Annotated in this window: 22 protein-coding genes; 5 read left to right on the top strand and 17 right to left on the bottom strand. The window is 40.6% G+C overall.

Going from position 1 to position 24599, the window contains the following annotated elements; all coding sequences use genetic code 11:
• Nucleotides 1-9: 9 nt before the first annotated feature.
• From tuf to rpsL, 4 genes are all read right to left on the bottom strand, one after another.
• Nucleotides 10-1197, bottom strand: coding sequence for an elongation factor Tu (tuf, locus tag IGL15_RS00280; RefSeq protein WP_002290442.1), 1188 nt, complete (start codon nucleotides 1195-1197; stop codon nucleotides 10-12).
• A gap of 171 nt (nucleotides 1198-1368) precedes the next feature.
• Entirely contained in the window at nucleotides 1369-3456 is a 2088-nt protein-coding gene (fusA, locus tag IGL15_RS00275; protein ID WP_002294317.1) for an elongation factor G, read from the bottom strand.
• A gap of 93 nt (nucleotides 3457-3549) precedes the next feature.
• Nucleotides 3550-4020 (bottom strand): 30S ribosomal protein S7, encoded by a 471-nt coding sequence (gene rpsG, locus IGL15_RS00270; RefSeq protein WP_002290440.1) that lies wholly within the window; start codon nucleotides 4018-4020, stop codon nucleotides 3550-3552.
• Nucleotides 4021-4103: 83 nt separating this feature from the next.
• Complete coding sequence (rpsL, locus tag IGL15_RS00265) at nucleotides 4104-4517, bottom strand: 30S ribosomal protein S12 (RefSeq protein ID WP_002294318.1); 414 nt, start codon at nucleotides 4515-4517, stop codon at nucleotides 4104-4106.
• A gap of 318 nt (nucleotides 4518-4835) precedes the next feature.
• On the opposite strand from rpsL, the gene rpiA reads away from it, so the two are divergent.
• The 3 genes from rpiA (at nucleotide 4836) to gpmA (ending at nucleotide 7091) form a co-directional block, all read left to right on the top strand.
• Nucleotides 4836-5519 carry a ribose-5-phosphate isomerase RpiA gene (gene rpiA / locus IGL15_RS00260; RefSeq protein ID WP_002294319.1) on the top strand — a complete coding sequence of 228 codons (684 nt, stop codon included), beginning with the start codon at nucleotides 4836-4838 and terminating at the stop codon, nucleotides 5517-5519.
• A gap of 132 nt (nucleotides 5520-5651) precedes the next feature.
• On the top strand, nucleotides 5652-6233 hold the full coding sequence (locus IGL15_RS00255; protein ID WP_002294320.1) for a recombinase family protein: 582 nt from the start codon (nucleotides 5652-5654) through the stop codon (nucleotides 6231-6233).
• Nucleotides 6234-6404: 171 nt separating this feature from the next.
• Nucleotides 6405-7091, top strand: coding sequence for a 2,3-diphosphoglycerate-dependent phosphoglycerate mutase (gpmA, locus tag IGL15_RS00250; protein ID WP_002294321.1), 687 nt, complete (start codon nucleotides 6405-6407; stop codon nucleotides 7089-7091).
• A gap of 297 nt (nucleotides 7092-7388) precedes the next feature.
• Here the strand turns inward: gpmA and deoD are convergent, their stop codons facing one another.
• The 12 genes from deoD to IGL15_RS00190 all read right to left on the bottom strand — a co-directional run bounded on the left by deoD (nucleotide 7389) and on the right by IGL15_RS00190 (nucleotide 19726).
• Nucleotides 7389-8096, bottom strand: coding sequence for a purine-nucleoside phosphorylase (gene deoD / locus IGL15_RS00245; RefSeq protein ID WP_002289197.1), 708 nt, complete (start codon nucleotides 8094-8096; stop codon nucleotides 7389-7391).
• A 16-nt stretch (nucleotides 8097-8112) separates the two neighbouring features.
• Nucleotides 8113-8931 (bottom strand): purine-nucleoside phosphorylase, encoded by an 819-nt coding sequence (locus tag IGL15_RS00240; RefSeq protein WP_002289198.1) that lies wholly within the window; start codon nucleotides 8929-8931, stop codon nucleotides 8113-8115.
• Between the two features lie 23 nt (nucleotides 8932-8954).
• Nucleotides 8955-10121: a phosphopentomutase gene (deoB, locus tag IGL15_RS00235; protein ID WP_002289199.1), complete on the bottom strand. Its 1167-nt coding sequence runs from the start codon at nucleotides 10119-10121 to the stop codon at nucleotides 8955-8957.
• Nucleotides 10122-10219: 98 nt separating this feature from the next.
• Complete coding sequence (locus tag IGL15_RS00230) at nucleotides 10220-11176, bottom strand: ABC transporter permease (protein WP_002289200.1); 957 nt, start codon at nucleotides 11174-11176, stop codon at nucleotides 10220-10222.
• Nucleotides 11176-12309, bottom strand: a complete 1134-nt coding sequence (locus IGL15_RS00225) for an ABC transporter permease (protein WP_002289201.1) — start codon at nucleotides 12307-12309, stop codon at nucleotides 11176-11178. The genes IGL15_RS00230 and IGL15_RS00225 overlap by 1 nt, the downstream gene beginning before the upstream one ends.
• Entirely contained in the window at nucleotides 12302-13864 is a 1563-nt protein-coding gene (locus IGL15_RS00220) for an ABC transporter ATP-binding protein (RefSeq protein ID WP_002289202.1), read from the bottom strand. The genes IGL15_RS00225 and IGL15_RS00220 overlap by 8 nt, the downstream gene beginning before the upstream one ends.
• A 211-nt stretch (nucleotides 13865-14075) precedes the next feature.
• On the bottom strand, nucleotides 14076-15158 hold the full coding sequence (locus tag IGL15_RS00215; protein WP_002289203.1) for a BMP family lipoprotein: 1083 nt from the start codon (nucleotides 15156-15158) through the stop codon (nucleotides 14076-14078).
• Nucleotides 15159-15223: 65 nt separating this feature from the next.
• Complete coding sequence (locus IGL15_RS00210) at nucleotides 15224-15622, bottom strand: cytidine deaminase (RefSeq protein WP_002298572.1); 399 nt, start codon at nucleotides 15620-15622, stop codon at nucleotides 15224-15226.
• A gap of 20 nt (nucleotides 15623-15642) precedes the next feature.
• Nucleotides 15643-16305, bottom strand: a complete 663-nt coding sequence (gene deoC / locus IGL15_RS00205; RefSeq protein ID WP_002289206.1) for a deoxyribose-phosphate aldolase — start codon at nucleotides 16303-16305, stop codon at nucleotides 15643-15645.
• A gap of 45 nt (nucleotides 16306-16350) precedes the next feature.
• Nucleotides 16351-17652 (bottom strand): pyrimidine-nucleoside phosphorylase, encoded by a 1302-nt coding sequence (locus IGL15_RS00200; protein ID WP_002298573.1) that lies wholly within the window; start codon nucleotides 17650-17652, stop codon nucleotides 16351-16353.
• A gap of 140 nt (nucleotides 17653-17792) precedes the next feature.
• Nucleotides 17793-18809, bottom strand: coding sequence for a LacI family DNA-binding transcriptional regulator (locus IGL15_RS00195; protein WP_002291103.1), 1017 nt, complete (start codon nucleotides 18807-18809; stop codon nucleotides 17793-17795).
• Between the two features lie 311 nt (nucleotides 18810-19120).
• On the bottom strand, nucleotides 19121-19726 hold the full coding sequence (locus tag IGL15_RS00190; protein ID WP_002317543.1) for a class I SAM-dependent methyltransferase: 606 nt from the start codon (nucleotides 19724-19726) through the stop codon (nucleotides 19121-19123).
• Between the two features lie 195 nt (nucleotides 19727-19921).
• On the opposite strand from IGL15_RS00190, the gene coaA reads away from it, so the two are divergent.
• Together coaA and guaA are read left to right on the top strand one after the other, a co-directional pair.
• Nucleotides 19922-20845 (top strand): type I pantothenate kinase, encoded by a 924-nt coding sequence (gene coaA / locus IGL15_RS00185; protein ID WP_002298576.1) that lies wholly within the window; start codon nucleotides 19922-19924, stop codon nucleotides 20843-20845.
• 58 nt (nucleotides 20846-20903) lie between these two features.
• Nucleotides 20904-22469 (top strand): glutamine-hydrolyzing GMP synthase, encoded by a 1566-nt coding sequence (gene guaA, locus IGL15_RS00180; protein ID WP_002298578.1) that lies wholly within the window; start codon nucleotides 20904-20906, stop codon nucleotides 22467-22469.
• A gap of 490 nt (nucleotides 22470-22959) precedes the next feature.
• Here guaA and IGL15_RS00175 read toward each other — a convergent pair whose 3' ends face one another.
• Nucleotides 22960-24591: a glycoside hydrolase family 53 protein gene (locus tag IGL15_RS00175; protein WP_104765170.1), complete on the bottom strand. Its 1632-nt coding sequence runs from the start codon at nucleotides 24589-24591 to the stop codon at nucleotides 22960-22962.
• Between the last annotated feature and the right edge of the window lie 8 nt (nucleotides 24592-24599).

The following is a 24599-nucleotide window of genomic DNA, read 5'->3' as shown; positions in this document are numbered from 1 at the left end:
TTAAGTGAATTAAGCTTTGATTTCTGTAACGACACCGGCACCAACTGTACGTCCGCCTTCACGGATTGAGAATTTAGTACCGTTTTCGATAGCGATTGGGTGGATTAATTCAACTTCCATTGTTACGTTGTCGCCAGGCATAACCATTTCAGTTCCTTCTGGTAATTCAACAACACCTGTTACGTCAGTTGTACGGAAGTAGAATTGTGGACGGTAGTTAGTGAAGAATGGAGTATGACGTCCACCTTCTTCTTTTGTCAACACGTATACTTCTGCAGAGAATTTTGTATGAGGTGTGATTGTACCTGGTTTAGCTAAAACTTGTCCACGTTGGATGTCTTCACGTGCAACACCACGTAGTAAAGCACCAATGTTGTCTCCAGCTTCAGCGTAGTCTAACAATTTACGGAACATTTCAACACCAGTAACTGTTGTTTTTGAAGTTTCTTCAGCAATACCAACAACTTCAACTTCGTCACCAACGCGAACTTGTCCACGTTCAACACGACCTGTAGCAACAGTACCACGTCCAGTAATTGAGAACACGTCTTCAACTGGCATCATGAATGGTTTGTCGTTGTCACGTTCTGGAGTTGGGATGTATTCGTCAACTGCAGCCATTAATTCAAGAATTTTTTCTTCGTATGAAGCGTCGCCTTCTAGAGCTTTCAAAGCTGATCCAGCAACTACAGGAACATCGTCACCAGGGAATTCGTATTCTGTTAATAGGTCACGAACTTCCATTTCAACTAATTCTAGTAATTCTTCGTCATCAACCATGTCTACTTTGTTCAAGAATACAACGATGTAAGGAACACCAACTTGACGAGACAATAGGATGTGTTCACGAGTTTGAGGCATTGGGCCGTCAGCAGCAGAAACTACCAAGATAGCTCCGTCCATTTGAGCAGCACCAGTGATCATGTTTTTAACGTAGTCCGCGTGTCCTGGGCAGTCAACGTGAGCGTAGTGGCGTGTATCTGTTTCATACTCAACGTGAGCTGTTGAGATTGTGATTCCGCGTTCGCGTTCTTCTGGAGCACCATCGATTTGATCGTAAGCCATAGCTTGGCCGCCGTTTTTCTTAGATAGTACAGTTGTGATTGCAGCTGTTAATGTAGTTTTACCATGGTCAACGTGTCCGATAGTACCAATGTTAACGTGTGGTTTAGAACGGTCAAATTTTTCTTTTGCCATTTTAAAATGTCCTCCTAAAAATACAATATATTTTTTATTTGTCTGATAGGTATATGATGTACACAAGGTACACCACATGCCCATATCATCGATAATTATTTTACACGAAACTATATTAAAAATATAGTCTCTTTGGATAATCTCTTTGCAAGACTATCCGGTTTTAAGAAATTATTCAGCTTTTCCGCCGTTTTTCTTAATGATTTCTTCTTGTACTGATTTTGGTACATCTTCGTAGTGGTCAAATGTCATTGTAAATGTACCACGACCTTGAGTAGCAGAACGAAGAGTTGTAGCATAACCAAACATTTCAGCAAGTGGAACCATCGCACGAACAACTTGTTGGCCGCCAGCGCGAGCTTCCATACCTTCAACACGTCCACGACGAGCAGTTACGTGACCCATAACATCACCTAAGTAATCTTCAGGGATAACAACTTCTACAGCCATGATTGGTTCAAGGATTACTGGATTAGCTTTCTTAGCTGCTGCACGTAATGCCATAGAAGCAGCAACACGGAAGGCAGTTTCATTTGAATCGACATCATGGTATGAACCATCGTAAAGTTTAGCTTTGATATCTACTAATGGATAGCCAGCTAAGACACCATTTTCCATAGCATCTTTCAAACCAGTTTCAACAGCTGGAATGTATTCACGAGGAACAACCCCACCGACGATCGCATTTTCAAATTCGAAACCAGCACCTTCTTCATTTGGTGTAAATTCAATCCATACGTGACCGTATTGACCTTTACCACCAGACTGACGTACAAACTTACCTTCGGCTTGAGTGCCAGCACGGAAAGTTTCACGGTAAGATACTTGAGGCGCACCTACGTTAGCTTCAACTTTGAATTCACGACGCATACGGTCAACGATGATATCTAAGTGAAGTTCACCCATACCAGCGATGATTGTTTCGCCTGTTTCCACGTTTGTTTCAGCACGGAAAGTAGGATCTTCTTCAGATAGTTTTTGTAAAGCCACACCCATTTTATCTTGGTCAGCTTTTGATTTAGGTTCAATAGCGACTTGGATAACTGGTTCTGGGAATTCCATGGATTCAAGAATAACTAGACTCTTTTCATCACATAGTGTGTCCCCAGTAGTTGTGTCTTTCAAACCAACAGCAGCAGCGATATCTCCAGCGTAAACTTCAGAGATTTCTGAACGAGAGTTGGCATGCATCTGTAGGATACGACCAACACGTTCACGTTTGCCTTTTGTTGCGTTTTGTACGTATGAACCTGATTGTAAAACACCAGAGTACACACGGAAGAAAGTTAAACGACCTACGAATGGGTCAGTCATAACTTTAAATGCTAAAGCTGAGAAAGGAGCGCTGTCGTCTGCAGGACGTTCTACTTCTTCATCAGTTTTAGGGTCAATCCCTTTGATAGCTGGGATATCTAACGGTGATGGCAAGTAATCAAGAACAGCGTCCAATAGTAATTGAACCCCTTTGTTCTTAAATGCTGAACCACATAGTACTGGGTAGAATTCTACGTTAACTGTTGCGCGGCGGATACCTTCTTTTAACTCAGCTTCAGTGATTTCTTCACCTTCTAAGTATTTCAAAGTAAGTTCTTCATCAGTTTCAGCTACAGCTTCAACCAATTTTTCGCGCCATTCTTCAGCTAATTCGCGGTATTCTTCAGGAATTTCTGTTTCTTCGATCTCTGTTCCAAGATCGTTTGTATACATTTCAGCCTTCATTGTTACAAGGTCGATAATTCCTGTGAAGTCGTCTTCCGCACCAATTGGTAATTGGATTGGGTGAGCGTTTGCTTGCAAACGGTCATGTAAAGTTGATACTGAATATAAGAAGTCAGCACCGATCTTGTCCATTTTGTTTGCAAATACGATACGAGGTACACCATAAGTTGTTGCTTGACGCCAAACTGTTTCAGTTTGAGGTTCAACACCTGATTGTGCATCAAGAACAGTTACAGCACCATCAAGTACACGCAATGAACGTTCAACTTCAACTGTGAAGTCTACGTGTCCTGGTGTGTCGATGATGTTGATTCGGTGACCCTTCCATTGTGCTGTAGTAGCAGCAGAAGTGATCGTAATACCACGTTCTTGTTCTTGTTCCATCCAGTCCATTTGTGAAGCTCCTTCATGAGTTTCACCAATTTTATGGATTTTACCAGTATAGTACAAGATACGTTCAGTAGCAGTCGTTTTACCAGCATCGATGTGGGCCATGATACCGATATTACGAGTATTTTGTAAAGAAAATTCTCTGGTCATTCTCCTTGTTTCTCCTCTCTTTACTATCTAGTTGCTAAAAATAAGGACACTATCTGAGGTCGACTTATAAAAGCCGACCAAACAGAGAGAATCTTACCAGCGATAGTGAGCAAACGCACGGTTGGCATCAGCCATTTTATGAGTGTCTTCACGTTTTTTAACAGAAGCACCTGTGTTGTTTGCAGCATCCATGATTTCTTTTGCTAAGCGTTCTTCCATTGTGTGTTCACCGCGCAAGCGAGCGTAGTTTACTACCCAACGAAGACCTAGAGTAACGCGTCGTTCAGGGCGAACTTCAACTGGTACTTGGTAGTTTGAACCCCCAACACGACGTGCTTTAACTTCAAGAACAGGTTGAACGTTTTTCATTGCTTGTTCAAACACTTCTAATGGATCGTTACCTGTAGATTCTTTGATCAAGTCAAAGGCATTATAGATAATGTTAGCTGCAATCCCGCGTTTTCCGTCAACCATTACACGGTTGATCAAGCGAGTTACTAATTTTGAGTTATAAATAGGATCTGGTAAAACATCACGTTTTGCAACAGGACCTTTACGTGGCATCCGTAACTCCTCCTTCCGAAATATTGTTCATAGTAATTACTTCTATATAGTAGAAGCAAGTTTCATTTGTTTAATAATTAAAATTAAGCTTTAGGTTTTTTAGTTCCGTATTTAGAACGGCTTTGTTTACGGTCGTTAACACCAGCAGTATCTAAAGCACCGCGAACGATATGGTAACGTACCCCTGGTAAGTCTTTTACACGACCACCGCGTAATAATACAACACTGTGTTCTTGTAAGTTATGACCAATCCCTGGGATATAAGCAGTAACTTCAATTAAGTTTGACAAACGAACACGTGCATATTTACGTAAAGCTGAGTTCGGTTTTTTAGGTGTCATTGTACCCACACGAGTTGCTACCCCACGTTTTTGAGGTGAGTTTACGTTAGTTTGAGTTTTCTTAAAGCTGTTATATCCTTTGTTCAAAGCAGGTGAATTAGATTTTTCCACCTTTGATTTACGAGGTTTACGTACTAATTGGTTAATTGTAGGCATTCCTTGTTTCCTCCTTCCCACGATTTGCGTCTAGTTCCACACATCCAGGTGGTTCTTTTTTTGTGATAAAAAATAAATGCAATGTCTGCATCCTTATCAAATATGCTTTGATAAACAGTCAGCACGTTTCTTCACAGAAACCTGTAGATAAAGCACCTTTGTTAGAATATCACGAATGAAAAAACATGTCAACAAGAGATGCAATTTTTTTTGAAAAAGCTTTATTGGAATAAAAAAGAATGGTATCTTTTTACCGTAAATCACGCTAAAATAGTGAGGAAAGCACGATGCTCAAACTAAAAAAAGGTGGACGCAAAGATGAATTTAAAACAATTAGCTGGCATTGAAGCCGCGAAATTCGTAAAGGACGGGATGATCGTAGGTCTCGGGACCGGTTCAACCGCCTATTATATGGTAGAAGAGATTGGTCGCCGTATGCGTGAAGAAGGTTTACGTATCACAGGAGTTACTACTTCAAATGCGACAAAAGAACAAGCGGAAAAATTAGGAATACCGTTAAAGAGTATTGATGAAGTCCCCGTAGTCGATTTGACAATAGACGGTGCTGATGAAATCAGTGCTGATTTTCAAGGGATCAAAGGCGGCGGCGCTGCTTTGCTTTTCGAGAAAATAGTCGCTACGTACTCAAAAGAAACGATTTGGATCGTTGATTCTTCTAAATTAGTCGATAAACTTGGGAAGTTCCCACTCCCAGTTGAAGTGATCCCTTATGGCTCCCAACAGCTACTTCATATTTTTGAAGAAAAAGGATTCCAACCTGTCTTGCGTACAGACGAAAACGGAGAAGTCCTAACCACAGATGGTGGTCATTACATCATTGATCTGCATCTAGAAGTCATCGAACAGCCAGAAAGCTTAGCTACCTATTTAGATGAACTTGTTGGGGTAGTAGAACATGGGCTTTTCCTAAACATGGTTTCTAAAGTAGTTGTCGGCTCAGAAAAAGGCGTTGAGATTCTTGACGCAATCCGTCGTAAATAAAGAAAAACTGCTTGATCATCCAATAAAAAAAGACAGCGGAAAATTTGCGAAAAAACTATCTTTTTGACGTACTTTATGCTACATTTTTACTGTTATATCCAGTTAGAAAATCACTGCTAGAAAGGAATCACCATGAAAATTATTGGTTATGCACGCACAACCATAAATGACGTTGATTTAACAACTCAGGTTGATCAATTATCTGACTTTGGTTGTCAAGAAATTTTCCATGAGACATATGAAGTGGAACAAAATGATTCTACTGCTGTTCATTTGGAGTCAGTGATCGCTGACATGCAACAAGGCGATGCACTAGTCATTTGCCAACTTCATCGATTAGGCAAATCTACGCGGCAATTAACAGAACTCACGCAATTATTCAAAGATCGCGGGCTGCACTTGATTAGTCTTGATGAAGGAATCGATACGCGCGAAATGGGAAAAATCTATTTCCAATTAATGGAAAACCTAGCAAACATGGAGTGCGCATTGATCAAAGAACGTACATTAGTTGGATTAGATGAAGCTCGTAAAAAAGGAAAAATCGGCGGAAGACCAAAAATCGATGCAAAAACGATCAAAAAAATCCGACGTCTCTATTATGAAAAAAAAGAAACGATCCAATTTATTTCTTCAAAATGCGGTGTTTCAGTTGGAACATGTTATAAATATATCAATTTACCTGAAAAAGAAATCGAGCAATTATGCATCTAATACCTAAAAACGAACAGTTGCGTGGGCACTGTTCGTTTTTTTATATTCTCTACTTGTTTTCTCATAGAATCTTATCTAATTTTTCGATGGAAATCTCTTCCAAAAAATTGTACAATAAAACAGAACTGAAAATTTCAGAAATATAAACCTATCTTAAAAGGAGAGCTAAACATGCCAAAATTAGTTTTTTCTCGTCACGGTCTTAGTGAATGGAATGCATTGAACCAATTTACTGGTTGGGCTGATGTAAATCTAGCACCAGAAGGAATCGAAGAAGCAAAAGAAGGCGGACGCAAAATCAAAGAAGCTGGAATCGAATTTGATGTTGCTTACACTTCTGTTTTAACTCGTGCAATCAAAACATGTAACTTGATCTTAGAATATTCAGATCAACTTTGGGTACCACAAATCAAATCATGGCGCTTAAACGAACGTCACTATGGTAAATTACAAGGTTTGAACAAAAAAGAAACAGCTGAAAAATACGGCGACGAACAAGTACACATCTGGCGTCGTTCTTACGATACTCTTCCTCCATTAATGGAAGAAACTGACGAAGGTTCTGCAGCAAATGACCGTCGTTACGCAATGTTAGACAAACGCGATATTCCTGGTGGAGAAAACTTGAAAGTGACATTAGAACGCGCTTTACCATTCTGGCAAGATGAAATTGCTCCAGCATTACTAGACAACAAAACTGTTTTAGTAGCTGCACATGGTAACTCATTACGCGCCCTAGCTAAACATATCGAAGGTATCTCTGACGAAGACATCATGGATCTTGAAATTCCAACAGGTCAACCACTTGTTTATGAATTAAATGATGACTTAACAGTTGCTAAAAAATACTACCTATAAAAAACACTATAAAAAAGGGACTGTGACACGATTTGTCACAGTCCCTTTTTTCGTATAAACGGTGTTCTCCTGCCAACTTCTCGGTCACAAGTAACAATATTCATCAAACATGAAAAGCTGTTTTTTGAAATTGTTCCTTGTGACTCAGAGTTAAACGGCAGATTCACAACCTCTTGGTAAACGGTGTTCAAAAGCTTACATTTGCAATAATAAGTCCAGCCAAGTCAAAAACATGAGGAGCTATTTTTGCTTGGATGTTCTTATTACTTAATGCAGGGCAGCTTTTTCATTTCCTTCTTATTCTGCTATCGCTGTTTCCAATCCTACTTCGATCATTTCATTGAACGTAGATTGACGTTCTGCAGCTGTTGTTTCTTCACCGGTGATCAAATGGTCGCTAACGGTCATCAAACTTAATGTCTGCACATGGTATTTCGCGCCTAAGTAATAAAGAGCCGCTGCTTCCATCTCCACTCCTAAAACGCCAAGTTCAGCTAATTGGAATGTCTCTGTCAAATCATCTTTGTAGAAAGAATCTTCCGAAAGAACATTTCCTACATGAACCGTATAGCCCTTTTCTTTAGCTATCTCATATGCTTTCAGTAATAGATTGAAATCACTGATTGGAGGAAAATGAAAGGCTTGGAAATTTTTTTCGATCATCGAAGAACTGGTCGCTGCACCTTGTGCTAGTACTAAATCACGAACATGGACGTCTTTTGACAATGCACCGCATGTACCTACTCGAATCAATTTCTTTACACCATACGACTGGATCAATTCATGGGCATAGATGGTGGCTGATGGCATTCCCATTCCTGTTCCTTGAACAGAAATACGTTCTCCTTTATATTTGCCGGTAAAGCCTAACATACCGCGTACCTGATTGTAACAAACTGGATCTTCCAAAAAAGTCTCCGCAATATATTTAGCTCGCAAAGGATCTCCCGGAAGTAAAATCTTATCGGCGATCTCGCCTTCTTTCGCTTCAATATGCACACTCATTTTATTGTTCCTCCTATTACAATAATGTCAATGTTTCTTTAACCAATGCTTTAAAAGATTGTTTGACTCTCTGAGTTGTTTCTACAACTTCTTCATGGCTCAGATTCGCTTGCATACCTGCTGCTAAGTTGGTAATACAAGAGATTCCTAACACTTTTAATCCGCTGTGAGCTGCTACGATGACTTCTGGAACAGTCGACATCCCTACTGCATCGGCTCCTATTGTCCGAGACATTCGGATCTCCGCAGGCGTTTCATAAGTTGGTCCAGAATAGCCCATATATACGCCTTCTTTAAGATCCAAACCTAGTTTTTCTGCTGCTGCTTTTGCTGTTGCTTGATAGTCAGGCGTATAAGCTTGACTCATATCTGGAAATCTAGGGCCCATTGCATCTTCATTCGGACCGATCAAAGGATTTTCACCAGTAAAATTGATATGATCGGTAATCAGCATCAAATCTCCTGGTACAAATGATTCGTTGACACCACCACATGCATTAGTCACAATGACTGAATGGGCCCCTAGTCCGGCCATCACACGTACTGGATAGGTCACTGTTTGCATGGAATGACCTTCATAGTAGTGGAATCTCCCTTGCATGGCTAACACTTTCTTGCCTGCCAGAGACCCATAAACTAGCTTTCCTGCATGCCCAACTACTGTCGAAACAGGAAAGAACGGGATCTCATCATAAGAAATCATTACAGCATCTTCGATTTCATCTGCTAATTCACCTAATCCTGAACCTAGAATCAAACCAAAATCAATTTCTTTTACTCCTTTATCAAGGATAAACTGGGTCGTTTCTTGTAACATCTCGCTTAACTTGGTCATTTGCTTTCTCCTATTTAAAAAGATTATTTTAATAATTTCAAGAAGCTTTCGCCATTTTCAGTCGAAGAAACACTAAAGTTCTCAGCAATCGTTGCTGAAATATCTGAATAATATCCTTGAGGCAATGCCCCTTGTTCTTTCATTTTTTTACTGTAAACCAATAACGGTACATATTCTCGCGTATGATCGGTACCAGTAAACGTCGGATCGTTTCCGTGATCGGCTGTAATCATTAGCAAGTCGTCTTCTTCCATCGCTTCAAGCAATTCTGGAATTCGTAAGTCAAATTCTTCAATCGCATGCGCATAGCCGACTACATCCCGACGATGACCGTATAATGCATCAAAATCTACTAAATTGGTAAAGCTGATTCCTGAAAAATCGTTTTTCATAACTTTCAGCAGCTGGTCAACGCCATCCATATTGCTTTTCGTGCGGACAGATTCAGTGATTCCTTGTCCGTTGAAAATATCGTTGATCTTTCCAACAGCAATCACGTCCTTTCCTGCTTCTTTCAAAGAATCAAGGACTGTGTGTCCGAATGGATTCAACGCATAATCATGGCGATTGCTTGTTCGTGTGAAGTCTCCTGGTTCACCCACGTACGGACGTGCAATGATTCGGCCAATCATATACGGATCATCTTTTGTTATATCACGAACGAATTGGCAAATCCGATATAATTCTTCTAAAGGAATGATTTCTTCATGTGCCGCGATCTGAAGGACAGGATCGGCAGAAGTATATACAATTAAATCGCCTGTTTTCATTTGGTGTTCACCGTAATCGTCAATAACAGCTGTTCCGCTATAAGGTTTGTTACATACGACTTTACGGCCAGAAAATTCTTCGATTTGTTTGATCAGATCGTCAGGGAATCCGTTCGGAAACACACGAAATGGAGTTTTGATATTCAATCCCATGATTTCCCAGTGGCCTGTCATCGTATCTTTCCCTACAGAAACTTCTTCTAATTTCGTCGCATAGCCTTGATGATCTTTCACTGATTCCACACCTTCAAGAGGACGGATTGTTCCTAAACCAAGCTGCTCTAAATGTGGAACGTTCAATCCTGCTTCTTTCGCAATGTGTCCTAATGTATCAGAACCAACATCACCGAACTTATCGGCATCTGGTGCTTCTCCAATTCCTACTGAATCCATGACGATCAGATGTACGCGTTTAAACATGATTATTCCTTCTTTCTTTTTATTTTTATTGCCTTTAAAACAAAAAGGGCGAGACGAAAAACACTTCCCGTAACCCACCCTTTTTATTCGCTAAAAGATTATTTTGATTTGATATAGTTCTTCCCGTTTGCTTTTGGACCAGAAGCTTTCCCTAAGAAAACAACCAGCACAATGATTGTCAGCAAATATGGAGCAATTTGCAGCAATACTGGCGGAATCGAAGAAATAACTGGTAATTGTGCGCCAATGATACTCAAGCTTTGAGCAAAACCAAAGAACAATGAGGCACCCATTGCCCCTAAAGGATTCCACTTACCAAAGATCATAGCAGCCATGGAGATGAACCCTTGTCCAACGATCGTACCAGCTGAAAAGTTACCGGAAATCGACTGAGCAAAAACAGCACCGCCCATACCGCCTAACAAGCCAGAAATCAGTACGCCTGAATAACGCATAGCATATACATTGATACCTAATGTGTCGGCAGCTTGAGGATTTTCACCAACTGAACGGAGGCGCAAGCCGAATTTCGTCTTGAAGATGATCACCCAAGCTAGGACAGCAATCAAAATAGCACAATAAGCAGGTAAGAATGTATTTTTAAAGAAAATTGGTCCAATGACCGGAATATCTGCTAATCCTGGGAAAGAAAAATACCCCAGATTCTGCGTGATGTTATCAGTTTGACCTTTACCATACCATGCTTTGATCAAGAAAACACCTAAAGCAGGTGCCATCAGATTAATTACTGTCCCGCTGATAATATGGTCAGCACGCAAACTGACTGTTGCTACTGCGTGAATCAGAGAAAATAGGATACCTACGACGCCACCCACTAAAATAGCGATCCATGGTGTCATAGAACCAAGTGATGGACTCATCGTCAAGTTGAAAACGATGGAACTAAAAGCACCCATGACCATGATTCCCTCTAGCCCTACGTTTACGATCCCGCTTCGTTCAGAAAAAGTTCCGCCTAATGATGTTAAGATCAACGGTGTTGAATAAACCAGTGTAGAAGTAAGGATCAAAGCAATTAATTCGATAGTCGACATTATAGTTCGCCCCCTTCATGGTTTTGATTCGTTGGTTTCGATTCGATTGTCGCAACGATCTCTTCTTGTTTTTTCCCTTGGAAGACTTTAGCCATGACGAAACGAATCAGGAAGTTGATCCCGACAAAGAAGATAATCAAAGCAATCGATACATTGACGATCTCAAACGGAACACCTGCTCCTGTCTGCATGCCAAGTCCACCGATCTTCAAAATACTGAACAAGATCGCTGATAAAAGAATACCGATTGCTGATCCAGAACCAAGCAAGGAGACAGCCATTCCGTCAAATCCAATAGATAGCGAAGTCGTTTGAACAAAGAAGTTTTGATACGTTCCTAATCCTTCAACCACACCGCCAAGCCCTGCCAAAGCGCCAGAAATGACCATCGACAAAACGATCGTACGTTTACTACTCATTCCTGCATACTCAGAAGCAAAAGGATTCAATCCAACAGAACGGATTTCAAATCCTAAAGTCGTTTTCTTCATCAGCAGCCAAACGAAAATAAGCGCGATGATTGCTAAAAATAATCCTGAGTTTACGCGAGAGCCGCCAAAAGCTTGTGTTAACCATGGTAACCGCAGTGAGGCATTTTGACTGATCATATTGGAAGAGTCCAAACTTGAGCGATAGCTTTCAGGCATCACTTCATGTAAAGCAAATGTGCTTACGTATAATAAGATATAGTTCATCATGATTGTTACGATCACTTCACTTGTTCCAAAAAATGCTCGAAGTAAACCTGGAACAGCCGCTGCCATCGCACCAGCTAAGGCACCTAAGATCACGCATAACGGAAGCAAAACAACTTTTGGCAGATCTGGAAACGCAAGTGCCACCCAGACACTGACGATCCACCCGCAAAGTGCTTGTCCAGAAAGCCCAATATTGAAAAACCCTGCTGAGTTAGCTACAGAAAAACCTAATGCTGTAAAAATCAACGGCGTTGCTTGCCTTAACGTTTCACCTATCCCTCTTTGCGAACCAAGGGCTGCATCTAGCATAGAAGAATAACCTTGGATGGGCTGAAAACCAAAAGCAGCCATCAATATCGCGCCTAAGATCAATCCTAAAACAACTGAAAGTACAGGCACTAATAAATTACGGAATTTTTCGCTGCGATCATTCATGTGCGCCAGCCCCCTTTTCTAACTCTTTTCGTGCTTCTTCTAAGGTATAGCCCGCCATCAATAGACCTAATTCATTTTCAGATGTTTCTTTCGGATCAACGATACCGACAATTTCTCCTTCATGGATAACAGCAATACGATCCGAAACATTTAAAATTTCTTCTAATTCGAAACTGATCAGTAACACTGCTTTGTATTTGTCCCTTTGTTCGATCAGACGTTTATGAATAAATTCGATCGCACCTACATCCAGTCCACGAGTTGGATTTGCAACAATCAACAGATCAGGATCTCGGTCGACTTCACGAGCGATAATTGCTTTTTGCTGATTTCCGCCTGATAAAGCTTTTGCGGGAACAAGTTCATTCGTTGTTCGAACATCATATTCTTCGATCAATTCTCTGGCATGTTCATTCATCACTGAATAATTCAGCATGCCGTTTTTACTGTAAGGTTTTTGATGATAAGTTTGTAGTGCGATATTTTCAGATAATGTCATATCTAGGACTAACCCGTATTTATGACGGTCTTCTGGCACGTGTCCTACACCATGTTCAGTGATTTTTCGGGGTTTTTTATTAGTGATGTCTTCCCCTTTTAGCTTGATATGTCCGCTTTCTGCCTTTCGCAAACCAGTCAAAGCTTGGATCAACTCCGACTGCCCGTTTCCATCGATTCCAGCGATACCAAGTACTTCGCCAGCACGAACCTCTAAGTTCAAGTTTTTCACGGCTTCTAATCCACGATTTTCTTTCACCACTAGATTTTCAATAGACAAAACGACTTCTTGAGGCTTCGCTTCTTTTTTCATCGTTTTGAATGAAACCGTTCTTCCAACCATCATATCGGCTAATTGTTGTGAGGTTACGTCTTTAACGTTGACTGTACCGATTCCTTTTCCACGGCGGATAACTGTACAGCGGTCAGCTACTGCTTTGATTTCATCTAACTTATGCGTAATCAAAATGATCGACTTGCCTTCTTTGACTAATTCCTTCATGATCACGATTAATTCATCAATTTCTTGAGGGGTCAATACAGCTGTCGGCTCATCAAAAATCAGTACATCTGCTCCTCGGTAAAGTGTTTTTAAAATTTCTACCCGTTGTTCCATCCCAACTGAAATATCACGAACGTAAGCATCTGGGTTGACTGACAATCCATACTGTTCAGAAACTTTTTGGATCTCTTTTCGTGCTTTTTTATGGTCAAGCATCCCTGCACGACTAGGCTCGCTTCCCAACACGATGTTTTCTGTTACAGTAAAGGCATCAACAAGCATAAAGTGCTGATGGACCATCCCAATCCCTAATTGGTTGGCTTTGGTCGGACTTGTGATCTTTACTTCTTTCCCACGCATCAAAATTTTCCCTGATGTCGGCTCTAATAATCCGGAAAGCACGTTCATCAATGTAGATTTGCCAGCACCGTTTTCTCCAAGCAACGCATGAATTTCTCCTGCCTTTACTTGTAAATTGATGTTGTCATTTGCCTTGAATGTTCCAAATTCTTTGGTAATATTCTGCATTTCTATGACAATATTTTCTTGAACCACCTTTTTTTCACATCCTAACGATTTCTATCTAGGGCAACGATTGACTAAGATTCACGCTTAGTGAGCGTTCTTCTTTTGAAACAAACATTACTTCAGGGAGTTGTTCCCTTATCCAAACTGTCACAAGGCAGCTTGGATAAATGAACAATTCTTGTTCTAATCAAACCATAGCCTTGTCAAACATGTGTCTAACAAGGCTATAGAAATGGTTTTAGTTTTCTTCAGGAGTTTCTGGAACTTTTACGTCACCTGAAATGATTTTTTCTTTTGCTTCATCAACTGCTTTTTTCGCTTCGTCAGAAAGTTGTCCTTCTGTTAGACCAACACCGTCTTCTTTCAATCCATAAACAGTGTGTTCGCCGCCAGGGAATTTACCGTCCGCTGATTTTTGTGCCAAATCTTCTACTACTGTTCCAACTGCTTTCAGTGTAGATGTCAATGTGAAGTTTTTCTTTTCGCCGTTTAATGTGTATTCGCCTTCGTCTGATTGGTCGCGGTCAACACCGATAACCCAAACTTTTTTGTCGCCTGATTCGTTCAATGATTTTGCTTCTTGGAATACACCGTTACCTGTACCGCCTGAAGCATGGAAGATGATATCTGCGTTTTGTGCATACATACCTTGAGCAATTGAACGTCCTTTATCTGGAGCAGAGAAGTCACCAGCATATTGATTCAATACTTTGATTTCTTTTCCTAATTCTTTCGCACCTGCATCAACACCGGCTTTGAATCCAGCATCAAAACGATCGATTACTTCACCTTTTACACCGCCGATAAAGCCGACTACGTTTGTTTCAGTCGTATAAGCTGCTGCAACACCTGCAAGATAAGAAGCTTCGTTGTCTTTGAAAGTTGCAGATACAACGTTATCTAATCCATCGATGACATCATCGATAATAACAAAGTTCGTACCTGTATTGTTTGTTGCTTGTTCTTGGATCGCTGGTTTTAGTTTATAACCAATACCAAAAATCGTTTTGAATCCAGCATTCAATGCTTGGTCAATATTTGGGATGTAATCTGATTCATTTGAAGATTGGAAATATTGGAAGCCATCATTTCCTCGTGAAAGTCCTTGATCTTTCCCCCATTTTTCTAGTCCTTCCCAAGCTGACTGGTTGAATGAACGGTCGTCTACACCACCTGTGTCTGTGATCAATGCTGCAGTTGTTGTGTCTGATGAGCTTTTGCCACCGGATGAATCAGTAGAGCCGTTGTTGCCGCATGCACCTAAAAATAACCCTGCTGCTAGTGCGACAGCACCTAAACCAAATAATTTTGCTTTTTTCATTTCTGTAAAGCCTCCTAAAATAATTGTTTTATTTTTCAACAGTCAGCTGACTGAATGAACATGAGTTATAGATCTTTTTCAGTAAATGCATAAGGCAGCAGTTCACGAACGGTCGTTGCCTTCGTCACACCATTGTCTCCTACTAGCGTAACCGGCATATCAGGGGAACAGAATTCTGCCATTACTTGTCGACATGCACCACAAGGAGAGATAGGATCGGGGGTGTGCCCCGCTACGACTAGATGCGTAAATGTTTTTTCTCCTTCAGATACTGCTTTGAAAAAAGCTGTGCGCTCGGCACAATTCGTTAATCCAAATGATGCATTCTCAATGTTGATGCCTTGATAAATCTTGCCTGATTCCGTTACGAGACAAGCGCCTACCGGAAAATGGGAATAAGGAACATAGGCTTTATCTAACGCTTCAATAGCTGTGTTGATCCATTCTTGTTTGAGTTCTGCCATGAGCTTCTCCTTTGAAAAAATTAATAGCCTTCACCAGTTGAACCAGATACGATTGCTACTCCTGCGCTTGTTCCGATTCTTGTAGCACCAGCTTCGATCATTGCCATTGCTTCTTCTTCGTTATGGATACCGCCGGAAGCTTTGACACCCATTTCTGGTCCTACAGTTTCACGCATCAAACGGACATCCTCTACCTTTGCTCCGCCTGTTGAGAAACCAGTTGATGTTTTGACAAAATCAGCGCCTGCAGCTTTTGCTATTTCGCAAGCTCGGATGATTTCTTCTCTATCTAATAACGATGTTTCAATAATAACTTTGACAAGCGCACGATCTTTTGCTGCTTCAACAACTGCTTCGATATCTTTTTGGACTTGTTGATCATCCTTTGATTTCAAAGCACCGATATTGATGACCATATCGACTTCATCTGCACCGTTATTGATGGCATCTGTTGTTTCAAATGCTTTTGTCTCGGGTGTGTTTGCTCCTAGAGGAAACCCGATTACTGTACATACGGCTACTGGCTCACCTTGTAATTGTTCTTTCGCTAGCGCAACCCATGCTGGATTGATGCAGACAGAATAAAAATGGTATTTTTTTGCTTCTTCGATAATTTGCATCACAGCTTCTTTAGATGCGTCTGCTTTCAAAATAGTATGGTCGATCATTCGGTTTAGTTCCATTTCTTTTCCCCTTTTCTTTAAAACGGTAAAGTCCGCTTTTTTCCTTTATTCTGTGATGATGTCATGAATCAACGTTGGCTTCATTGCCGATTCACCAATTTCAATATTTTTATATAATAATTCAATGACAGAAGTGATTTCTTCGTCGTTACTATAGATCGTCAATAGTGACTCACCTTTTGTCACAGTGTCACCAATTTTTTTATGCAGTTTCAATCCAACAGCGTGATCAATATCTTCTTCTTTGGTTTTACGCCCAGCACCTAGCATCATTGCAGCAATTCCTAATTCATTTGCCACGATTTTTGACACAACTCCGCTTTGTTTAGCAGGAAGCTCCATTGTGTAGCGTGCAGTCAAAATTCGTTCTGGATGTTCCACGATCGCTGGGTCTCCCCCTTGATTTTGGATCATTTCTTTGAATTTTGCTAACGCTTTACCAGATTCCAGAGCTTCTTGAAGCAACATTCTTGCTTCATCGGTTGTCTTAGCTTTGCCAGCAAGAACAACCATTTGGCTTCCTAAGGCGTAGCACATTTCTACTAGATCTTCTGGACCATTTCCTTGTAATGTTTCGATTGCCTCGACAACTTCTAGACTATTTCCGATGGCTTCGCCAAGAGGTTCTGACATATCTGAGATAACCGCCACTGTTTCTCGGTTAGCCAGTTTCCCAATGCTCGTCATGGTCTTTGCCAGACGTCTTGCATCTTCGATGTTCTTCATGAAAGCACCGTCTCCAGTGGTCACATCCAAAACGATTGCATCTGCTCCTGCCGCGATTTTTTTACTCATAATTGAACTGGCAATCAGCGGAAGAGAATCAACGGTCGCTGTGACGTCACGCAAGGCATACAATTTTTTGTCCGCCGGTGCCAAGTTTCCTGATTGACCAATTACCGCTACTTTACTTTCATTAACAATGCGTACAAATTCTTCATCCGAAAGCTCGATCTGAAATCCGGGAATTGCTTCTAGCTTGTCTAGTGTACCACCTGTGTAACCTAGACCGCGTCCAGACATTTTAGCCACTGTCACTCCGACACTAGCTACTAGGGGGGCTAAAATCAATGTGGTCGTGTCACCAACGCCACCTGTCGAATGCTTATCTACCTTTATTCCTTCAAGAGAACTCAAATCGATGACATCACCAGAATTAGCAATCGCCAATGTTAAGTTCGTGATTTCTTCATTTGTCATGTCTTGATAAAAAATTGCCATCAATAAGGCACTGACTTGATAATCTGGAATCTTTCCATTCGTATAGTTCGTGACGATGTACTCGATTTCCTCTTTCGACAGCTCGTTTCCATCCCTCTTTTTTTCAATCAGATCCACCATTCGCATTGCCTGATCCTCCTTGTCTTCATTCGGTATTATACATTATTTTTAGGAAAGGTAAACCACTTTAGTAAACTGGTTTACTAAAAATAAAAAAAGCACTAACTCACCTTTGTAAATGCTTACATAAGCAATATACCGCCGAGTTAGCCTTTTGTCAATACTTTTACGCTCTCACGAATAATTAATTTTGTTTCGAACACTTTGTTCGGAACTTTTCTTTGAGGAAATTCGATCGTATCGATCAGGAAACGTGCAGCATAAAATCCAATATCAAAACTTGGCTGCTGCACTGTCGTCAATTGCGGAATCATGTATTCTGACAGCTTTAATCCATCGAATCCTATGACTGAGATATCTTCTGGGATTTTTTTGCCCAATTCATCGATCGCCTGATAGCATCCGATCGCCATGGCATCATTCCCGCAAAAAATAGCCGTGATATCTTTATGTTTGAGTAATTTTTTTGATGCAGTATATCCACCTTGAACAGTCAACTCTCCATGTTCAACAAATTTCCCATTAAAAGGCAGGCCATGATCTTTCAGCGCATGACGATATCCGTTGAAACGTTCTTCTAATTGATAGTATCCAGTGGTTTCCTTCAGCATGCCGATCTTCGTATGGCCACTTTCAATAAACAGCGAAACAGCTTGATAGGCGCCCTCATATTCCTTTACGATAAGCCGTCCGTTATCCCGACGATTCAATCCGCGATCGATTAAAATGATTGGCATTTTTTGATAAAATCCGCTGTCTAATGCGTATTTCTCAGGTAAAATATTTGGTGTGGCCAGCAAGATTCCGTCCACTGAGCGGTGGGAAAGCTCTTGTAAATACTTGATCTCATTTTCTTGGCTATGACGAGAATTGCATAACATGATCACATAGCCCAAAGGATTCAAATAGCTCTCTACACCTTCGATCAGTTTGGAGAAGAAGAAATCAGTGACATCAGGGACGATCATTCCGATGGTCTTTGAATGTCGATTGATCACATTTGAAGCGAAATAATCGGGCTTATAATGATGTTCATTCACGATCGACAACACTTTTTTCCTTGTCTTATCACTAAATCTGCTTCCTTTGTTATTCAAAATCTGTGAGACAGTTGTTACTGATACGCCTGCCATTTCTGCGATATCTCTGATGGTCAGCTTCATCCTATTGGCTCCCTTCTATCTAAATTCCCTATCAGTGTACCAAAACCCCCAAGAAAAGAATAGAGAAAAAAGGAAAGTATGTTTTTTGATAAAAATCTCCTTTATCTACCGACTTGGCAGCCTTCTATACAAGTTCTGTATCTTATTTATTTTATCGTAAAAAAACATGATTCTGATTCTGCTACTTCTTTTTTAAGAAAAGATAGTTCCTTGATTAAAAAAGTCATCAATAAAAAAGAACTGATGCGTACCATATATGTAATATGTACGCCCAGTTCCACTCTTTCGTCGCTCCACTATTTTTCAGCTAGTTATTCTTTCACACTTTTGATGATATAATATCCTTTATCTTTTGTGACGATTTCTGCATTGCCAAATGTTTCTTCCATTTTCTTTTGCGCACTCGGCGCTCCTTGTTTCTTCTGGATCACAATTGTCAGTGTACCGCCCTTCTTCAACCGATGATATGCGCCTGTCAAAATTTTATGTACAACTTTTTTTCCAGCACGGATCGGCGGATTGCTTACGATAGCTGCATAGGTTTCTTCATGAACTGCTTCATAGATATTCGATTGATGGATATCAACATGTTCGATTTGGTTACGCTTTGCGTTTCCTTGCGCTAGACTTACCGCTCGTTCATTAATGTCGACCATTTCAACAAACCGCTGTGTCGCAAATGCCAAAGCTAACCCAATCGGTCCATACCCGCATCCCACATCTAAGATCTTTCCTTCATCAGGTAACTCTTCCCAATCGAAAGCATCAATCAGGACACGTGAACCATAATCCACTGTTTCACGTGAAAATACACCAGAATCTGTTACAAATTGAAAGGTTTTGCCTTTTAACTCAAAAGCCCATTGTTCAAAATCGTGCGCCGTATCTGGGCGTTCAGAATAGTAATGATTTGTCATGTCTTCCATCCTTCTCATTTCTTTCATGACAACAGTCTATCCTTTTATGTATCCGTGCGCAAGTCAAGAATAAGACTCCGTTTCTTTCTATTATAAAGATTATACAAAAAGATCGGCAATCTCTCTTAAGTGGTGGGGTTTGCGTTTATTTTGTGTTAAAATAGTTCCATTGATGGGAGAACGCAGGAGGCTAATATGAATGATCCAATGAACTACTACCGTGTGGCAAGAGAAGAATGGCGAGAATTTTATCGTAATGGGCAAGCACCTTTGACACAAGATGAACTAGATAATATCAAAAGTTTGAATGACCGCATTTCCATGCAGGATGTTCGAGATATCTATGTACCTCTTGCTCATCTGATTTATCTTTATATGAAAGAATTTGAATCTTTGTTCTTGAGTAAAGGTTTATTTCTTCATAAATACGTAGAAGTACCGCCTTTTATTATCGGGATCGCCGGAAGTGTAGCCGTTGGAAAAAGTACAACAGCCAGACTGCTGCAGACGATTTTGTCTCGTACCTTCAAACGAAGAAACGTTCAGCTGATCACGACTGACGGATTTCTTTATCCAAATCGTATATTAAAAGAGCGTGGAATCATGGACCGTAAAGGATTTCCTGAAAGTTATGATATGGAGATGCTGATCGATTTCTTGAACCGTGTAAAATCTGGTCAGGAAGAGATAAAAGTACCTGTTTACTCACATGATGTGTATGATATCATTCCAGACAAGTACGAATTGATCCAGCAACCTGATATCTTGATCGTTGAGGGGATCAATACGCTTCAATTACCTGCGAATCAGCAAATCTACGTCAGCGACTTTTTTGATTTTTCTGTCTATGTCGATGCTGATCCCTTGCTGATCGAAAAATGGTATTTGGATCGTTTTGGTGCGTTACTGGATACAGCTTTCCAAAATCCAGAGAATTATTATTATCGTTTTGCTATCGGAGATCGTGAAGAAGCCTTTAAAATGGCAAAAGATGTATGGAAAAATGTGAATTTGAAAAATTTACAGGAATATATCTTGCCTACACGAGGAAGAGCCGATATAATTCTCCATAAAACTGAAAATCATATCATCGATTCGATTTTCATGCGAAAATATTAGCATTTTAAAATAGTTTGACTATTTTGAGATAAAATTTAAAGGGATAGGGGTAATAAATTTGACAAACGTTGCCGATATGACGAACGTTGAAAAGATTATCGTATTAGACTACGGTAGTCAGTATAACCAATTGATCACAAGACGTATTCGTGATCTTGGAGTCTTTTCCGAATTATTGAGCCACCGCATTACTGCAGAAGAAGTAAAAGCGATGAATCCAAAGGGAATCATTCTTTCTGGCGGACCAAACAGTGTATATGATGAGAATGCATTTGGGATCGATCCTGAGATCTTCAATTTAGGTATTCCTGTATTAGGGATTTGCTATGGTATGCAATTGATCACGTACAAACTTGGCGGTTCCGTAGAGCCTGCTAAAAACCGCGAATATGGGAAAGCCTTGTTAGAAGTAACAAGCGATCAAGCTGTCTTGTTTAAAGAAACACCAAAACAACAAACAGTATGGATGAGCCATGGTGACTTGGTAACTAAAGTTCCTGAAGGCTTTGAAACAGTCGGAACAAGCAAAGATTGTCCGATTGCTTCTATCCAAGACACAACACGTAATTTTTATGGTATCCAATTCCATGCAGAAGTACGTCATTCCGAATACGGAATCGAATTGCTGCGCCACTTTGCCTTTGATGTTTGTCACTGTGAAGGTAACTGGACAATGGATAACTTTATCGATATGCAAGTAGAAAAAATCCGTGAACAAGTTGGTGACAAAAAAGTCTTGCTTGGTCTTTCAGGCGGCGTTGATTCTAGTGTCGTTGGGGTTCTTTTACAAAAAGCAATTGGTGACCAATTGACATCTATCTTCGTTGACCATGGTCTGCTACGCAAAGGCGAAGCGGAACAAGTAATGGAAAGTCTAGGCGGAAAATTCGGCTTGAACATCATCAAAGTCGATGCAAGAGATCGCTTCTTAGACAAGTTGAAAGGTGTATCTGACCCAGAACAAAAACGTAAAATCATTGGGAATGAATTCGTATATGTTTTTGATGATGAAGCAACAAAACTTGCTGGTGAAGAAGGCGTCTCTTTCTTAGCACAAGGAACGTTGTATACTGACGTTATCGAATCTGGTACAGAAACAGCACAGACGATCAAATCTCACCATAATGTAGGCGGACTGCCAGAAGATATGCAATTTGAATTGATCGAACCATTAAACACATTATTCAAAGACGAAGTCCGTGAATTAGGGACTCAGTTAGGCATGCCTGATTCAATCGTTTGGCGTCAGCCATTCCCTGGTCCTGGTCTTGGTATTCGTGTTCTTGGCGAAATCACTGAAGACAAGCTAGAAATCGTACGCGAATCTGATGCTATCTTGCGTGAAGAAATCGCAGCTGCTGGACTTGACCGTGATATCTGGCAATATTTCACTGTTCTTCCAGGGATCCGCTCTGTCGGTGTTATGGGTGACGGACGTACTTACGACTACACAGTCGGTATCCGTGCTGTAACTTCAATCGACGGAATGACCGCTGACTTTGCCCGTATCCCATGGGAAGTCTTGCAAAAAATCTCTGTACGTATCGTAAACGAAGTAGCCCACGTCAACCGTATCGTGTATGACATCACTTCTAAACCACCAGCAACAGTGGAGTGGGAATAAAGAGCCAACATAATATGGAGGGGGAATCCCTATAAATCAACATTCTTCAATAGCTAAAATGCTTGATTTTCATTAAAAATAAGATGGTTCCCTACCAAAAGAGACTATAATATAAGTTAATTTGTTTCATTCTTATCATAAAAAGAAGTTCTCGAAAAACGAACTGTTTTCCGAGAACTTTTTTCTATCCATCTAAGTGCTCAAATCATATTCACGACGGAATTCTAAGGTTACCCTTTCTTAAACAAACTTTATGTTATCTGCACAACTTTTTGCAATTTTTTCATTGCTTCTTACGAAATCGTTGAACTCTCTTTAGCATAATACAAAGTGTAGATGAAGTCTGGTGCTTTACTCGTTTTGGTAAAAATGACTGGAAATCGTTTCTGGTTATTTTTGGCAAAGGCGAGGTGCAGGTTCGATTCCTGCCTTCTACGCTAACGATGTGGCTGAAGGGAACCTCCGATCTTGAATCGAAACGATCCGCAGTCTATTGTTTCACCAATGAAACAAAATCAACGTTCGTCCAAGCATTTCCTGAAGCCTTGCTATAAACCCCAATTTCACAAACACCTGTTGTAATTGGAATGTCTTTGATTGTAATTTTTGTCCATTCACTTGTTTTAACAACCGCAGTATTTAGTTCCGCTCCACCATAATTTTTGATATATAACTGATTAGTATCAAACTCTCCCCCAGACATTACATAGGCACTCAATGTGTAAGTTCCTCTGCTTATGCCACTAACATTTTGATAAGCTGATGCCTCGTATGCTTGATCCTGCCAAAAAGTTAGTTTGTAGTCCCCAAAAAAAGTGCCCGCTTCCGTTTTGATCGTACCCTTAGCGGTTCCTTGTTGAAACCAGGTTTGCCAATTGGAAGGACTGGTCGTTGGTCCATCGCTTTCGAAACTTGCATTTTTAACTAGATTTATTTGCGCCCCTGCTTGTTTAAACGCACGCAAGCTTGGCAAGGCGTTTCCAGCAAAATCAAACATCGCTTGATTGTCCCATTCGTTTCCCATAGTGGATTGAACACTGAGATAATTCATACCTGCTTGTGTTGCCCAACTCACATTTCCGTTGTACCAAAGAGGTTCCCAATAGAAGAAGCCCGCCCCGCGATTATTCGGTACTGCCTGAATCCGATCGGCAAGATCCAGCAAATACTCTGCTTGTCCTGTCGGTGTTGGTTCATATCCCCCCGCAGCTGCTTCGGCTTCGCCAAAAGCATTTGGCATAGTATCGGCATTCGCTGTTGTATGCCCATAAGCTGTTTCAACTACGATCACTTCTTTACCATACCGTTGGCTGATCGCATTCATATTGGTTTGAAGTTCATTCATTGAACCGTGCCAATACGGATAATACGACACTCCAATTAAATCAAATGACACACCTCGACTCGTGATTTCATCAAACCACCAAGTAAATGCTCCTGTATCGCCACCATCAGCTAAGTGGAGCATTACTGGAGTTGTTTTAGGTTGAGTGTCTCGAACAGCTTGGATACCAGACTTCAAAAAAGCAGCCAATCGATCAAATTCTCCCCCGCCTTCTCCCCAAGACTTGCCATAAGGCCAGAGCATTCCGCTATTCAGTTCATTGCCGATCTGAACCATATCAGGATAAACGTCCAGCTGCTTCATTTCCGACAGAACGTTCTTTGTATAGTCGTACAATGCCGTATTCATTTCTTCAAAGGTCAGACCTTGCCATGCTTTAGGAAGATTCTGTTTCCCAGGATCAACCCAAAAATCACTGTAGTGAAAATCCAGCAGCACCTTAAGTCCCAGATTTTTTGCTCGTTTTGCAAGGTCAATCGTCGTTTCCAGATCATTTGTCCCTGCTCCATAACTTTCTCCATTACTATTATAAGGATCCTGCCACAAACGCAGTCGAACATAGTTGACACCATTATTTTTTAAAATCTCTAAGGCATCTTTTGAAATATCGTCTTCATAATATTTTGCACCAGATTTTTCCATATCTGACAGGATCGAAATATCTGCTCCGCGAATAAATTCGCTGGCAGATGCTTCAACAGTTTTTGAAACAGCCCCCAAAGCCCCTAACACAGCTGCAAATAAAACAGCTTTACGCAACCAAATTCCCATTTTCATTATGGCTC

The sequence above is a fragment of the Enterococcus sp. DIV0436a genome, from assembly GCF_051711605.1.
GTDB classification, from domain to species: Bacteria; Bacillota; Bacilli; order Lactobacillales; family Enterococcaceae; genus Enterococcus_B; species Enterococcus_B faecium.
The sequence above is the reverse complement of the archived record's forward strand: the minus strand, read 5'-3'. Positions and strand labels throughout refer to the sequence as shown.